General features: G+C 68.8%; 14 protein-coding genes. 10 read left to right on the top strand and 4 right to left on the bottom strand.

Going from position 1 to position 13,599, the window contains the following annotated elements; translation table 11 throughout:
- The first annotated feature begins 29 nt into the window (after window positions 1-29).
- Both uraD and ASF43_RS24895 read left to right on the top strand, forming a co-directional pair.
- Window positions 30-572 carry a 2-oxo-4-hydroxy-4-carboxy-5-ureidoimidazoline decarboxylase gene (uraD, locus tag ASF43_RS24900; RefSeq protein ID WP_200932607.1) on the top strand — a complete coding sequence of 181 codons (543 nt, stop codon included), beginning with the start codon at window positions 30-32 and terminating at the stop codon, window positions 570-572.
- A gap of 14 nt (window positions 573-586) precedes the next feature.
- A complete protein-coding gene (locus ASF43_RS24895) occupies window positions 587-1,567 on the top strand; it encodes a tripartite tricarboxylate transporter substrate binding protein (RefSeq protein ID WP_056187305.1) in 981 nt (326 codons plus the stop codon).
- 27 nt (window positions 1,568-1,594) lie between these two features.
- Here ASF43_RS24895 and ASF43_RS24890 read toward each other — a convergent pair whose 3' ends face one another.
- Complete coding sequence (locus ASF43_RS24890; RefSeq protein ID WP_056187301.1) at window positions 1,595-2,794, bottom strand: MFS transporter; 1,200 nt, start codon at window positions 2,792-2,794, stop codon at window positions 1,595-1,597.
- Window positions 2,795-2,813: 19 nt separating this feature from the next.
- Entirely contained in the window at window positions 2,814-3,359 is a 546-nt protein-coding gene (locus tag ASF43_RS24885; protein ID WP_056187297.1) for a cysteine hydrolase family protein, read from the bottom strand.
- Between the two features lie 139 nt (window positions 3,360-3,498).
- Here ASF43_RS24885 and ASF43_RS24880 point away from each other — a divergent pair, with 139 nt between their 5' ends.
- Complete coding sequence (locus ASF43_RS24880; protein WP_056187295.1) at window positions 3,499-4,500, top strand: GlxA family transcriptional regulator; 1,002 nt, start codon at window positions 3,499-3,501, stop codon at window positions 4,498-4,500.
- Between the two features lie 25 nt (window positions 4,501-4,525).
- Here the strand turns inward: ASF43_RS24880 and dgoD are convergent, their stop codons facing one another.
- A complete protein-coding gene (gene dgoD / locus ASF43_RS24875; protein ID WP_056187293.1) occupies window positions 4,526-5,674 on the bottom strand; it encodes a galactonate dehydratase in 1,149 nt (382 codons plus the stop codon).
- The gene (locus ASF43_RS24870; RefSeq protein ID WP_082498152.1) at window positions 5,671-6,468 is read right to left on the bottom strand and encodes a FadR/GntR family transcriptional regulator; all 798 of its coding nucleotides are present in this window, start codon (window positions 6,466-6,468) and stop codon (window positions 5,671-5,673) included. The genes dgoD and ASF43_RS24870 overlap by 4 nt, the downstream gene beginning before the upstream one ends.
- Window positions 6,469-6,587: 119 nt before the next feature.
- On the opposite strand from ASF43_RS24870, the gene ASF43_RS24865 reads away from it, so the two are divergent.
- From ASF43_RS24865 to ASF43_RS24835, 7 genes are read left to right on the top strand one after another with little or no spacing between them, the layout of a single operon-like run.
- Complete coding sequence (locus ASF43_RS24865) at window positions 6,588-7,367, top strand: SDR family oxidoreductase (protein WP_056187290.1); 780 nt, start codon at window positions 6,588-6,590, stop codon at window positions 7,365-7,367.
- Between the two features lies 1 nt (window position 7,368).
- Complete coding sequence (locus ASF43_RS24860) at window positions 7,369-8,616, top strand: enolase C-terminal domain-like protein (RefSeq protein ID WP_056187287.1); 1,248 nt, start codon at window positions 7,369-7,371, stop codon at window positions 8,614-8,616.
- Window positions 8,617-8,627: 11 nt separating this feature from the next.
- On the top strand, window positions 8,628-9,596 hold the full coding sequence (locus ASF43_RS24855; RefSeq protein ID WP_056187283.1) for a 2-hydroxyacid dehydrogenase: 969 nt from the start codon (window positions 8,628-8,630) through the stop codon (window positions 9,594-9,596).
- 27 nt (window positions 9,597-9,623) lie between these two features.
- A complete protein-coding gene (locus tag ASF43_RS24850; RefSeq protein ID WP_056187280.1) occupies window positions 9,624-10,607 on the top strand; it encodes a TRAP transporter substrate-binding protein in 984 nt (327 codons plus the stop codon).
- Between the two features lie 24 nt (window positions 10,608-10,631).
- Complete coding sequence (locus tag ASF43_RS24845; RefSeq protein WP_056187278.1) at window positions 10,632-11,645, top strand: TRAP transporter substrate-binding protein; 1,014 nt, start codon at window positions 10,632-10,634, stop codon at window positions 11,643-11,645.
- Between the two features lie 7 nt (window positions 11,646-11,652).
- Complete coding sequence (locus ASF43_RS24840) at window positions 11,653-12,231, top strand: TRAP transporter small permease (RefSeq protein ID WP_056187275.1); 579 nt, start codon at window positions 11,653-11,655, stop codon at window positions 12,229-12,231.
- Window positions 12,228-13,508: a TRAP transporter large permease gene (locus ASF43_RS24835; RefSeq protein ID WP_056187272.1), complete on the top strand. Its 1,281-nt coding sequence runs from the start codon at window positions 12,228-12,230 to the stop codon at window positions 13,506-13,508. Before ASF43_RS24840 ends, ASF43_RS24835 begins: the two co-directional genes overlap by 4 nt.
- Window positions 13,509-13,599 lie beyond the last annotated feature (91 nt).

Raw genomic sequence — 13,599 nt, 5'->3', positions numbered from 1 at the left:
CAACACACCGCCTGCCTACGATGCAGCCCATGACATCAATGCTGACCCTGGAATCCCTCAACACCTGCCCGCCGGACGCGTTCGTCGCGGCGCTGGCCGAGATCTGGGAACACGCCCCCTGGGTGCCCGAGCGCGTGGTGCAGCAGCGCCCGTTCGCCAGCGTGGCCGCTCTGCACGGCGCCATGGTCGCGGTGGTCGCCGCGCTGGACGAGCCGGCCCGCATCGCCTTCTACGCCGGCCATCCGGAACTGGCCGGCGCCGACACACGCCGCGGCACCATGACCGACGACTCCATCGCCGAGCAGGCCAGCCTGGACCTGGCCACGCTGGACGCCGCCAGCGCACAACGCTGGGACGCCCTGAACGCAGCCTACCGCACGCGTTTCGGCTTCCCATTCATCCTGTGCATCCGCCGCCACACGCGCGCATCGGCGCTGCAAGCCTTCGAGCAACGGCTGCAGCACGACCGCGCGACCGAGCTGGCCGCCGCTCTCGACGAGATCGCCGCGATCACACGCCTGCGCCTGGCGCAGCGCGTCGCCCCCGCATCCACTTTCACCACCCCTGCCTGAACCGGAGCCGCCCCATGAACACGACCCGCCGACTTTCCCTCCTGGCTTGCACGCTGGGCCTGCTGGCGGCCGCCGCGCCCGCGCTGGCCCAGGGCCCCTATCCCGACAAGCCCGTCAAGCTCATGGTCGCCCTGCCGGCCGGCGGCGGCGTGGACATGATCGCGCGCCTGGTGGGCCAGAAGCTGGCCGCGCAGACCGGCCAGCCCTTCATCGTCGACAACCGGGCCGGCGCCTCGGGCCGCATCGGCCTGCCCATCGTGGCCAAGGCCGCGCCCGACGGCTACACGCTGATGGCTTCGCCGGCCTCGTTCCTGACGACCAACCAGCACATCTTCAAGGACATGCCCTACGACGCGCAGGCCGACTTCGCGCCCATCACCAAGCTGGCCAACCAGGCCATGGTGCTGGTGGTCAAGGACCGGACGAAGTTCGCCAACGCCGGCGCCGTGCTGGCCGCGGCCAAGGCCAAGCCCGAGGCGGTGAACTACGCATCCTCGGGCGACGGCAGCCCGCAGCACCTGGCGGCATTGATGTTCGAGACACGCATGAAGGTGCGCATGACGCACATCCCCTACAAGGGCGGCGCGCTGGCCATCAACGACCTCTTGGGCGGCAATGTGGACATGCTGTTCGCCCCGCTGCCCGAGGCGCTGCCCCACATCAAGGCCGGCAAGCTGACGGCGCTGGCCATCATGAGCGAGCAGCGCTCGCCGCTGGTCGCCGACGTGCCCACCATGAAGGAGGCCGGCATCGACAACATGGTGTTTCAGACCTGGATCGGCATGCTGGCCCCGGCCCGCACGCCGCGCCCCATCATCGACCAGCTGAACAAGCAGATCCACGCCATCCTGGCCAGCGACGAGGTGAAGAACCAGCTGCGCGAGGCCGGCATGGACGTGGCGCCCACCACGCCCGAGCAGTTCGGCAAGACGATTGCGGACGAGAGCAAGTTGCACGCGGAGCTGGTGAAGGCGTCGGGGCTGGTGCCGCAGTGAGCGGCGTCACACAGAGCGCCCTGCAGCTCACGCGGCTGTAGCGCGCACCCGCGCTGACGCCACCGTCGCCAGCACCGAAAGACCCACACAGCCCAGCATGACACCCGTGTAGCTGCCCGTGCGGTCGAACACCGCGCCGGCCAGCACCGGCCCGAGCAGGTTGCCCAGGGCCGCACCGCTGTACAACGTGCCGATGGTGCTCGCCACGGCGCGGGCACCGAACAGGTCCATGCACAGCGCCGGCAGCAGCGAGACGATGCCGCCGTAGCTCAGGCCGAACCACAGCGCGAACCCCAGCAGCGCCGGGTAGCCGCCGGCCGCCATCCACAGCAGGTACGACGCGCCCATCGAGGCCTGCATCAGCACCAGCGTGCGGCCGCGGCCCATGCGGTCGGCCAGCGCGCCGATGGCGAATCGGCCCACCAGGCTGCCGATGCCGATGATGCCCACCAGCCCCACGGCCTGGGCCTCGCCCACGCCGAGGTCGCGCGCCGAGGCCGAGGCGTGGGCAAAGGGGATGAACATGGTGGGCGCAGCCGTCAGCGTGCCCGCATAAAGCCACCAGAACGCACGCGTGCGCAGCGTCTCGCGCAGGCTCAGGCCCTGCGGGGCCGTGGTGGCGTTGCCGGTGGCCGCGGGCGCGCGCAGCAGCAGCCAGGTCGCGGCCACGCCCAGCACTGCCGTGGCGAGTGCCAGCACGCGCATCGCGTCGCGCCACTGCCAGGCGGCAATGGCCGCGGTGGCCAGCAGTGGCACGGCCAGCGTGCCGGCGCCGATGCCGGCGCTGGCGATCCCTGCCGCCAGCCCGCGGCGGCGCGTGAACCAGGGTTGCACGCAACCGATCGCAGGCGTGTAGACCAGCGCGATGCCGACCCCCACGCCCACGCCGTAGGCCAGGTAGATGGCCGACATGGAGCGCGCTGCGCTGGCGCCTAGCAGGCCCAGCGCGATGCAGACCATGCCGGCGCCGCACACGCGCCGCGGGCAGAAGCGGTCCGCCAGCAGGCCGCCGCCGATGCCGCCGATGAAGTAGACCAGGCCGCACAGGCCGAACACCAGCGCGATGTCGGCGCGGCAGGCCTGGAAGTCGGCGGCAAAGGATGCGAAGAAGGCCGCGAAGGAATAGGCGACGCCGAAGATGATGGCCAGGCTGGCGAACGCCGCCCAGACCACGACCCAGGCGTACGGGGCTTCTGCGTGCGCTGCTTCGGGCGGGGGCGCAGTCATCGGACCGGCAGTTTACGCATCAGGCCGCATACGCTTCGGTGGTGGTGATCGACGCATAGGAGAACGCCAGCGCCGCCATCGAGGCGGCATGCACCTGCGCCGCGGGCACCTGTGTGCCCTCGAACGCCAGGTCCATCGTCGCGCAGGCGTCGTGCACCACGGTGACGGGGTAGCCGAAGTCGGCAGCGGCACGGCTGGTCGCCTCGACGCACATGTGGCTCATCGCCCCGATCACCACCAATTCCTGGATGCCTCGCTCGTCCAGCATCTGCTTCAGCGCGGTGTCGCGAAAGGAGTTGGGGTGGTTCTTCACGACGACCGGCTCGCCATCGGCCGGCGACACGGCGGGGATGATCTGCACTCCGGCGGTGCCGGGGTTGAAGATGGGTGCACCCGGCACGGCCACCTCGTGCCGGACATGGATGAGCAGCTCGCCTCGGGCGCGCGTCGCCGAGATGACGCGGGCGGCGTTGGCCAAAGCGGCCTCGATCCCGACCAGCGGCAGCTTGCCCGTGGCGAGGTATTCGTTTTGAAGGTCGACGACGATGACGGCGCGCTGGCGCATGGATTGGCCTCTTTCTTTCAGGTGACGGGGTGGGATGGCTTCGAATTCTCGGGAACGGCCCGCCCACGCGCCATTGGCCTGAATGCCCATCCTGGATGAAATTGGGCCAAACTACGGCGCACCCGCCACTACCGAATCCATGCCACCCGTCCGTGTCGCCGTCCTGGCCTTCGATGGCATCAGCCTGTTCCATCTCTCCGTTCCCGGCATCGTGTTCGGCGTCGAGCCGCCGCCCCCTGGCCTGCCGACGTACGAGGTGCGGTACTGCGCGCCCACACCCGGCCGCGTGCGCTGCGCGCAGGGGGTGGAGATCGCGGTGCCTGGCGGCCTGGAGGCCATGGCCGGCGCCGACATCGTGGTCGTCCCCTCCTGGAACCACCCCGACATCGCCGCCCCCGTGGCGCTGACCGACGCCCTGCGGCAGGCCCACGCGCGCGGCGCGCACGTGGTGGGCCTGTGTCTGGGTGCCTTCGTGTTGGGGGACGCGGGCCTGTTGGATGGGCGGCGCGCGACCACCCATTGGGCCTGCCGCGACCTCTTCGCCCAACGCTTTCCCGGGACGGCGTTCCATCCGGACGTGCTGTACGTGGACGATGGCCAGGTCCTCACATCGGCTGGTACGGTGGCTGCGATCGACTGCTGCCTGCACATCGTACGGTTGCGCCACGGAGCCGATGTAGCCAACCGCGTGGCCCGGCTGCTGGTCACGCCGCCCCATCGACAGGGCGGGCAAGCCCAGTACATCGAGCAGCCCGTGCCGGCGCTGCCCAGCGAGAAGCGCCTGCCCGGCGTGCTGCAGTGGGCACGCGCGCATCTGTCGGAGCCTTTGTCGCTGGATACGCTGGCCGAAGTGGCGCGCATGAGCCGGCGGACCTTCACTCGCCGCTTCCGAGAAGCCACGGGCACCACTGTGAACCAATGGCTGGTGGCAGAACGCATCGGCAAGGCGCAGCAGTTGCTGGAAACCACGGACCTGACGATCGAGCGGGTTGCCGCGGACGTGGGCTTCGGCACGGCGTTGTCGCTGAGACATCACTTTGCACGCCTGGTGCATACCTCACCGTCGTCCTACAGGCGTGCCTTCCGCGAAGGCGGGCAGGGCGGCACGGAGACGATGCAGACCCGCATGGCGAGAGGCTGAGCGCGCGCCACGCCGGTCGCGGTCCTCACCACTCCGCCACGCTCCCATCCCCGTGGCGCCACTGCGGGTTGTGCCAGTCCGGCGGGTTCTTGCTCGCGTGCAGCACGCGCTCCTCGTCGATCTCCACGCCCAGGCCGGGCTTGTCCCAGGCCTCGATGTGGCCGTCCTTGATCGCGAAGTCTGCCTTGTTCACCACGTAGTCCAACAGCTCGGCGCCCTGGTTGTAGTGGATGCCCATGCTCTGCTCCTGCAGCACGGCGTTGTAGGCCACGAAGTCCAGCTGCAAACAGGCCGCCAGCGCAATCGGGCCCAGCGGGCAGTGCGGGGCCAGCGCCACGTCGTAGGCCTCGGCCATCGCGGCGATCTTGTGGCATTCGGTGATGCCGCCGGCATGCGACAGATCCGGCTGCAGGATGGCGATGCCGCCGCGCTGCAGCACCTGCTTGAATTCCTGGCGCGTGTACATGCGCTCGCCAGCCGCCAGCGGGATGCTGGTGGCCGCCGCCAGCACTGGGTACTGCTCGGCCTGATCGGCCAGCACCGGCTCCTCGACGAACAGCGGGCGCAGCGGCTCCAGCGCGCGCAGCAGCGGGCGGGCCATGGGCAGCGCCACGCGGCCGTGGAAATCGAGGCCGAAATCCACCTCCGTGCCGAAGGCATCGCGCACCTGCGCCGGCACGCTGACGGCGCGGTCGATGGCGCGCACCGAATCGAGCATGCGCATGGCCTCGCAGCCGTTGAGCTTGAAGGTGTCGAAACCGCCCTCGCGCAGCCGGTGGATCTGCTCCACCACGTCGGCCGGCCGGTCGCCGCCCACCCAGCTGTAGACCTGGATGCGGTCGCGCACACGGCCGCCCAGCAGCTGGTGCACGGGCGAGTCGAGCGACTTGCCCAGGATGTCCCACAGCGCCTGGTCGATGCCGGCAATCGCACTCATCAGGATGGGCCCGCCGCGGTAGAAGTGCGTGCGCACCATGGACTGCCAGTGGTCGTTGATGCGGCGCGGGTCCTGCCCCACCAGCGTGGCGCAGAGTTCGTGCACCGCCGCCTCCACGGTGCGCGCGCGGCCTTCGATGACCGGCTCGCCCCAGCCGCTGATGCCCTCGTCGGTCTCGATTTTGAGGAACAGCCAACGCGGCGCGACGTGGTAGGTGTGGAAGGCGCGGATCTTCATCGGGTGACCTTGGCTTTGCGGGCCGGCACATGGCGCGCCCGCACGGCCATGGGCGCGCTGGTGCCGGTGGCGCGGCGGCGCTCGGCCAGCAGAGCGCGCAGGTCCTGTTCGGCGCTCACGATCAACGTGATCGCGGCGGCCTCGGCCGCGGCCGGCTCGCCGCGTTCGATGCCCACGCACACGGCCTCGTGCAGCGGCAGCGAGGCGGCCGGCCCGCCCGGCTTTTGCGCCACGATGGCGAAGCTGGCCTCCAGCATGGCCGACATGGCCTGCTGCATCTGGCGCAGGTACTGGTTGCCGCAGGCCAGCAAGATGGTGGTGTGGAAGGCCACGTCGGCCTCCACGTAGTCGCCCTTGCCGGCCACGGCGCGGGCCATGGCCATGTAGGCCGCGCGCAGGGCACGCCGCTCCTCGGCGCTGGCGCGTTCTGCCGCCAGGCGCACGGCGGCGGGTTCGACGATGCGGCGCAGCTCCATCAGGTCGCGCGCCATGGTGGTGTCGAAATCGGCCGAGGCCGCGCGCCAAGTGATCACGTCGGGGTCGAACAAATTCCAATGGGCCGTGTCGCGCACCAGCGTGCCGACGCGGCGGCTCACCTCCAGCATGCCCTTGGCCACCAGCGACTTGATGGCCTCGCGGATCACGATGCGCGAGAAGCCGAAGCGCTCACACAGCTCGGGTTCGGACGGCAGCAGCGCGCCGGGCGGGTACAGGCCGCCGCTGATGTCGCGGCCGAGCTGGGCCACGACCTGCTCGTGGAGCGTGGTGCTGCGGGGAAGCGGTGTGGTGTTCATTTGTAACGGCACATCATACGTTTGACATGCGGCCCGGCAAGGGTAACGAAGGCAGGATGAAACCGGTTTCGGGTTTCTCCCGATCCGCCAAACGTCATACCTCCGATAGATTCCCCGGCATGAACACGAACACCCCCCGCAACCCCTTCGACCTGTCCGGCCGCAGCGCGCTGATCACCGGCTCCACGCGCGGCATCGGCTTTGCCATCGCCCAGGGCCTGGGGCGGGCCGGCGCGCACATCGTGGTCAATGGCCGCCGGCAACCGGCCGTGGACGAGGCCGTCGCCAAGCTGCAGGCCGAGGGCATCGGCGCCAGCGGCGCGGTGTTCGACGTGGCGCAGGAGCCCTCCGTCGCGGCGGCCTTCGCCCGGTTCGATGCGGACGGCCGGCAGATCGACATCGTGGTCAACAACGCCGGCATCCAGCACCGCCAGCCCATGCTCGATTTGCCGCTGGCCGACTGGCAGCGCGTGATCGACACCAACCTCACGGCCGCCTTCCTGGTGGGCCGCGAGGCCGCGCGCCGCATGGTGCCGCGCAAGGCCGGCAAGATCATCAACATCGGCTCGCTGACCAGCGCCTCCGCGCGCGCCACGGTGGCGCCCTACACGGTGGCCAAGGCCGGCATCAAGCTGCTGTCCAAGGCCATGGCGGCCGAATGGGCGGTGCACAACATCCAGGCCAACAGCATCGGCCCCGGCTACATCCTGACCGACATGAACCAGGCGCTGGTCGACAACCCCGAATTCGACGCCTGGGTCAAGGCCAGCAACCCCACCAAGCGCTGGGGCCGGCCCGATGAGCTGGCCGGCACGGCCGTGTACCTGGCGTCCAGCGCGTCGGACTACGTGAACGGGCAGATCATTTACGTGGACGGCGGCTGGCTCTCCGTGCTCTGACATGGCCACGCGGATCACCAACGTCACCGCCATCGCCACGGCGCCGCAGGGCATCAACCTGCTGGTCGTGAAGGTGGAGACCAACCAGCCCGGCCTTTACGGCCTGGGCTGCGCCACCTTCGCCTACCGCCACCTGGCGGTGCAATGCGTGGTCGAGCAATACCTGAAGCCCCTCTTGGTCGGCCGCGATGCCGAGGCCATCGAGGAGCTGTGGCAGCTCATGCACCAGAACGCCTACTGGCGCAACGGGCCCATCGAGAACAACGCGATGTCGGGCGTTGACATGGCGCTGTGGGATTTGAAGGGCAAGCTCGCCGGCATGCCCCTGTACCAGCTGCTGGGCGGCAAGGTGCGCCAGGGCGTGCCCGTGTACCGCCATGCCGAAGGCCGCGACCTCGCCGCGCTGTGCGACGACGTGGCGCGGCTGCAGGCGCTCGGCATCCAGCACATCCGCTGCCAGAGCGGCGGCTACGGCGGTGGCGGCTTCAGTGCCGCGCCTGTCAACGCGGCTGAAGGCTCGGCCGAAGGCATCTACCTCGAACCACGCCGCTACATGCGCGACACCGTGGCCCTGTTCGACGCGCTGCGCGCCAAGCTGGGCTTCGACGTCGAGCTGTGCCATGACGTGCACGAGCGCCTGCGCCCGGCCGATGCGGTGCGGCTGGCGCAGCAGCTCGAGCCCTACCAGTTGTTCTTCCTCGAAGACGCGATCCCGCTCGAAGAAGGCGACTGGCTGCGCCGCCTGCGCGCACAGACCAGCACGCCGCTGGCCCAGGGCGAGCTGTTCAACCACCCCTTCGAGTGGCGCACGCTGATCGCGGAACGCCTGATCGACTTCATCCGCGTGCACCCCAGCCAGCTCGGCGGCATCACGCCCACGCGCAAGCTGCAACTCTTTGCCGAGCAGTACGGCGTGCGCACCGCCTGGCACGGCCCGGGCGACCAGTCGCCGCTGGGCCATGCGGCCAACATCCACATGGACCTGGCGGCGCGCAACTTCGGCATCCAGGAATGGTCGGGCACCGAGCCGCCGAACTTCGTGATCCAGGAACTGAGCGGCTCGGGCAGTGCGCTGCTCGACGTGTTCCCGGGCCTGCCGGAATGTCGGCAAGGCTTCGTCTACGCCAACGACAAGCCGGGCCTGGGCGTGGACCTGAACGAGGCCGAGGCCGCCAAGTACCCGGCGACCGCCGGCGTCACCACCTGGACCCAGACCCGTTTGCTGGACGGCAGCCTCGCGCTGCCTTGACAAGGACTCCCATGAAGATCGTCTTCCACGGCCAGAACGCTGGCGGCTTCCGCGAGGGCTTCGCCGACCTCATCGGCCCCGGCCACGAGATCGTCCACGTCAGCGACGCCTTGAACGCGCCTGGCGAGGCCGATCACTTCGCCAGCGCCGACGTGCTGATCGGCACCAAGCTCGACGCGAGCATGCCCACGCTGGCCAACGCGCGCCTGTACCACGCACCCGCGGCCGGCACCGACATGATCGACCGCGCCGCCCTGCCCACACAGACCGCGCTGTGCAACTGCCACGGCCACGAGCACGCGATCGCCGAATACGTGTTCGCCGCGCTGCTGGAGCAGCATGTGCCGCTGGCCCGCGCCGATGCCGACCTGCGCCGCGGCGAATGGACCTTCTGGGCCGGCCGACCCGGCGCGCTGCGCACCGAGCTGGGCAGCCAAAGCATCGGCCTCCTGGGCTTCGGCCACATCGCCCAGGCCATCGCCCACCGCGCGCGCGCCTTCGGCATGCGCGTGCACGCCGCCAACCGCAGCCCGCTGAAGCCCGACGCAGGCGTGGACCGCGCCTTCGGGCTGACCGAGCTGCACGCCTTCATGGCCAGCGTGGACATCGTCATCGTCACCTTGCCGCTGACGCCCGAGACCACCGGCATCGTCGACGCCGCCGCCATCGCCGCCATGCGGCCCGGCAGCACCATCGTCAACGTGGCGCGCGGCCCCGTGATCGACGAGCAGGCGCTCTACGACGCACTCAAGAGCCGCCACCTGGGCCATGCCGTCATCGACACCTGGTACCAGTACCCCACGCCCGCGCAGCCCACGGTGCAGCCCTCGCGGCTGCCCTTCGCCGAGCTCGACAACGTGCGCATGGCGCCGCACATGTCGGGCTGGACGAACGGCACCGTGCGCCGCCGCCAGCAGACCATGGCCGACAACATCCAGCGGCTGGCGCAAGGACAAGCGCTGGTCAACCAGCTGAACTGACCCCATCCACAACGAAGGAGACACAGCATGCACAAGAAGATCGCGAGCCTCGCCCTGGCCTGCCTGGCCGCCGCCTGCCTGCCCACGGGCGCGCTGGCCGCCAAGTTCAATCTCAAGCTCGGCCATGCGGTGAACACCACCGACGGCCAGCATGCCGCGGCCCTGAAGATGGCCGAGCTCGTGAAGCAGCGCACCAACGGCGACGTGGAGATCGCCGTGTTCCCGTCCAGCACGCTGGGCACGGACGCGGCCATGATCAGCGGCGCGCGCGGCGGCACCATCGACATCGTCTCCAGTGGCGCGTCCAACTACAACGGCATCGTGCCGGCCACGGCCGCGTTCGAGCTGCCCTTCGTGTTTCGCACCGCGCAGCACGCCTACACCGTGCTCGACGGCCCCATCGGCACCAAGGTGCTGGGCGAGTTCGATGCGCAGCGCCTGAAGGGCCTGGCGTATTGGGAGAACGGCTGGCGCGCCTTCACCAACAGCAAGCGCCCGATCCGCACGCCCGAGGATTTGAAGGGCCTGAAGATCCGCTCCACGCCCAACCCGTACCACATCCAGGCCTTCAAGCTGCTGGGCATGAACCCCTCGCCGCTGGCGATTGCCGAGCTGTATTCGGCGCTGGAGATGGGCGCCTTCGACGCGCAGGAACACCCGATCAACGTCACGCTGTCGGCCAAGTTCTACGAGGTGCAGAAGTACCTCACGGTCAGCAACCACATCTACTCGCCGCTCATCCTGGTCATGAACAAGGCGAAGTACGACAGCCTGCCGCCCGAGTACCAGACGGTGGTGGTCGAGGCCGCGCGCGAGGCCGCCCGCTACCAGCGCGAGCTGAACGCCAGCAACGCCGGCAAGTGGGTGGCCGAGCTCAAGAAGGCCGGCATGCAGGTGGTCGAACAGGTCGACATGGCGCCGTTCCAGAAGATCGTCTCCGAGCCCATGGCCAAGACCTTCGGCGAGAAGCTCGGCCCCGACCTGCTCAAGTCCATCGAGAACACGCAGTAATTTTTTGACATCCAAGGACACCCCATGATCCAGCACCCCATCGCCCGCCGCACCCTGCTCGCCATCGCCGCCGCCTGCGCTCTGGCCGCGCCCGCCATGGCCGAAGTCAAGGCCCGCATCGGCCATGCCATGCCCGAAAGCCACCCGCAGGCCGCGGCGATGAACAAGTTCACCGAGCTGGCCTCCACCTACACCAAGGGCAACGTCAAGATCCAGGCCTACCACTCGGCCGTGCTGGGCAGCGACGAGAAGCAGCTGCAGGCCGTGCAGTCGGGCACGCAGGACCTGTACATCGGCACGCTGGCACCGCTGTCCACGCGCGTGAAAGAGGTGCAGGTCTGGGACCTGCCCTTCATGTTCCGCGACCAGCGCGAGGTCTATGCCGTGCTGGACGGCCCGTCCTCCAAGCAGATCTTCGAGAAGATCGCCCCGGCCGGCCTGGTGGGCCTGACCTGGACCGGCATGGGCTTTCGCAACCTGTCCAACAGCAAGCGCAGCGTGGCCAAGCTCGAAGACGTGAGCGGTTTGAAGATCCGCGTGATGACCAACCCGGTCGCGCTGGAGACCTGGAAGACCATCGGCGCCAACGCCACGCCCATGGCCTTCGCGGAAGTGTTCCCGGCCTTGGAGATCAAGGCGCTGGACGGGCAGGAGAACCCGCTGCAGCACATGTACGCGAACAAGATGCAGGAAGTGCAGAAGTTCATCACCGTGACCAACCACGTCTACACACCGGTGGCCATGGTGGCGTCCAAGAAGTTCTGGGACAGCCTGTCGGCCGAGGACAAGGCCGGCGTGCAGAAGGCCGCCACCGAGGCCGGCCTGTACCAGCGCAAGCTGCTGGACGATGGCGATGCCGAGGTCATGGGCAAGTTCAAGGCGGCCGGCGTCACCGTCAACACCATGAGCGCGGCCGAGCTCGCGCGCGTGCAGGACAAGGTCAAGCCCGTGGTCGCCAAGTTCTCGCCCGTGATCGGCGACGACTTCGTCAAGGGCTTCCTGGCCGAGATCGACAAGGCCCGCGCGGCCGGCAAGTAAGCCCACCATGGTCAGACCTTTGAAGGCCTTGGCAGACGGCCTCACGCGCCTGCTCGAAATCGTGATGGTGCTGTGCCTGGTCGTCATGCTGGTCATGGTGTTCGGCAACGTGATGCTGCGACTGTTCATGAACACCGGCATCGACCTGTCCGAAGAGGTGCCGCGCTTCGCCTTCATCTGGCTGACCTTCCTGGGCGCCATCGTGGGCATGCGCAAGCGTGCCCACCTGGGCGTGGATCTGGTGGTGCAGATGCTGCCGTCGATGGGGCGCCGGGTCTGCTGGGGCATCAGCCAGGCCATCATGCTGGTGTGCTGCGGCTACATCGTCTACGGCACCTGGCTGCAGCACGACATCATCGCGGGCAACGCCTCGCCGGTGGCCCAGTGGAGCATGCTGTGGGTCTACGGCGTGAGCTACCTCACGGGCGCGGCCATCGGGCTGATCTGCCTGTCCAACCTCGTGCGGCTGTTTGCCGGGCAGGTGGGCGACGACGAACTCATCGACGTGCACGAGGAAGGCATGGACGACGCGCTGCACGCCGAGCGCGACATGCAGGCCCAGACCGCCGGAGGCCGCGCGCCATGACCATCTTCATCTTCATCGCCTCGCTGCTGGGCCTCATGGCCCTGGGCATGCCGGTGGCCTTCGCGTTGATCGGCTGCGGCCTGGCCATCATGTACACCATGGGCTTCACCGATCCGCAGATCGTGGTGCAGAACATGTGGGACGGCGCCAACAGCTTCCCTCTGCTGGCCGTGCCCTTCTTCATGCTAGCCGGCGAGTTCATGAACGCGGGCGGCATGACGCGCCGCATCATCGTCATGGCCATGGCCTGGATCGGCCACATCCGCGGCGGGCTGGGCTACGTGGCCGTGATGGCCGCGGTGGTCATGGCATCCCTCTCGGGCTCGGCCGTGGCCGACACCGCCGCACTGGCCGCCGTGCTGGTGCCGCTGATGCGCAAGGCCGGCTACGACGTGAACCGCTCCTGCGGCCTGATCGCCTGCGGCGGCATCATCGCGCCGGTGATCCCGCCCTCCATCGCGATGATCCTGTACGGCGTGACGGGCGGGGTCTCCATCACCAAGCTGTTCATCGCCGGCATCGTGCCGGGCCTGCTCATGGGTGTGGCCATCATGCTCGCCTGGCGCTGGTGCATCGGCCGCGATTCGGTGACGACCGAGCCACGCAGGACCACGGCCGAACGGCTGACGGCCACGCGCCAGGCGCTGTGGGCCATGGTGCTGCCCATCGTGATCGTCGGCGGCCTCAAGTTCGGCTGGTTCACGCCGACCGAAGCCGCGGTGATCGCAGCCATGTACTCGCTGGTGGTCGGCATGTTCGTCTACCGCGAGATCAAGCCATCGCAGCTGTTCCAGCTGTTCTACCGCGCGGCCGAGACCACGGCGATCATCATGTTCCTGGTGTCGGCGGCCGGCGTGTCGGCCTGGCTCATCACCACCGCAAACATTCCGCAGCAGCTCGCAGAACTGGTGGCGCCGCTGATGGACAACAAGATGCTGCTGACCTTCACGCTGATGGTGCTGGTGCTGCTGGTCGGCACGGCGCTGGACTTCACGCCCACGGTGCTGATCATGACGCCGGTGCTGATGCCGGTGCTCAAGCAGGCCGGCATCGACCCGGTGTACTTCGGCGTGCTGTTCATCATGAACAACGCCATCGGGCTGGTGACGCCGCCGGTGGGCACGGTGCTCAACGTAGTCTGCGGCGTGGCCAAGATCCCGATGAGCGGCGCCATCAAGGGCGTGATTCCGTTCATGGTGGCGCAGACCATCGTGATGTTCCTGCTGGTGCTGTTCCCGCAGATCGTCATGTGGCCGCTGGAATGGATGACGAGATAGATGTATCCCCCCCAGTCTCCGCGCTACGCGCTCCGCCAACCCCCCCTGCTGCGCGAGGGGGCGCACCCAGCGGCTTGGCAGAGCCAGTTCC

The organism is Pseudorhodoferax sp. Leaf267 (assembly GCF_001422405.1).
Lineage (GTDB): Bacteria > Pseudomonadota > Gammaproteobacteria > Burkholderiales > Burkholderiaceae_C > Pseudorhodoferax.
Note: the sequence above shows the minus strand (reverse complement) of the source record. Positions and strands in the feature narration are given on the sequence as shown.

Excerpts from the sequence above, each read along its gene's own strand:
- ASF43_RS24855 (WP_056187283.1), top strand. The coding sequence starts at position 8,628 with ATGAAGATCGTCTTCCACGGCCAGAACGCTGGCGGCTTCCGCGAGGGC.
- ASF43_RS24890 (WP_056187301.1), bottom strand. The coding sequence starts at position 2,794 with ATGACTGCGCCCCCGCCCGAAGCAGCGCACGCAGAAGCCCCGTACGCC.
- ASF43_RS24880 (WP_056187295.1), top strand. The coding sequence starts at position 3,499 with ATGCCACCCGTCCGTGTCGCCGTCCTGGCCTTCGATGGCATCAGCCTG.
- ASF43_RS24895 (WP_056187305.1), top strand. The coding sequence starts at position 587 with ATGAACACGACCCGCCGACTTTCCCTCCTGGCTTGCACGCTGGGCCTG.
- ASF43_RS24850 (WP_056187280.1), top strand. The coding sequence starts at position 9,624 with ATGCACAAGAAGATCGCGAGCCTCGCCCTGGCCTGCCTGGCCGCCGCC.
- dgoD (WP_056187293.1), bottom strand. The coding sequence starts at position 5,674 with ATGAAGATCCGCGCCTTCCACACCTACCACGTCGCGCCGCGTTGGCTG.
- ASF43_RS24885 (WP_056187297.1), bottom strand. The coding sequence starts at position 3,359 with ATGCGCCAGCGCGCCGTCATCGTCGTCGACCTTCAAAACGAATACCTC.
- ASF43_RS24860 (WP_056187287.1), top strand. The coding sequence starts at position 7,369 with ATGGCCACGCGGATCACCAACGTCACCGCCATCGCCACGGCGCCGCAG.
- ASF43_RS24845 (WP_056187278.1), top strand. The coding sequence starts at position 10,632 with ATGATCCAGCACCCCATCGCCCGCCGCACCCTGCTCGCCATCGCCGCC.
- uraD (WP_200932607.1), top strand. The coding sequence starts at position 30 with ATGACATCAATGCTGACCCTGGAATCCCTCAACACCTGCCCGCCGGAC.
- ASF43_RS24865 (WP_056187290.1), top strand. The coding sequence starts at position 6,588 with ATGAACACGAACACCCCCCGCAACCCCTTCGACCTGTCCGGCCGCAGC.
- ASF43_RS24835 (WP_056187272.1), top strand. The coding sequence starts at position 12,228 with ATGACCATCTTCATCTTCATCGCCTCGCTGCTGGGCCTCATGGCCCTG.
- ASF43_RS24870 (WP_082498152.1), bottom strand. The coding sequence starts at position 6,468 with ATGAACACCACACCGCTTCCCCGCAGCACCACGCTCCACGAGCAGGTC.
- ASF43_RS24840 (WP_056187275.1), top strand. The coding sequence starts at position 11,653 with ATGGTCAGACCTTTGAAGGCCTTGGCAGACGGCCTCACGCGCCTGCTC.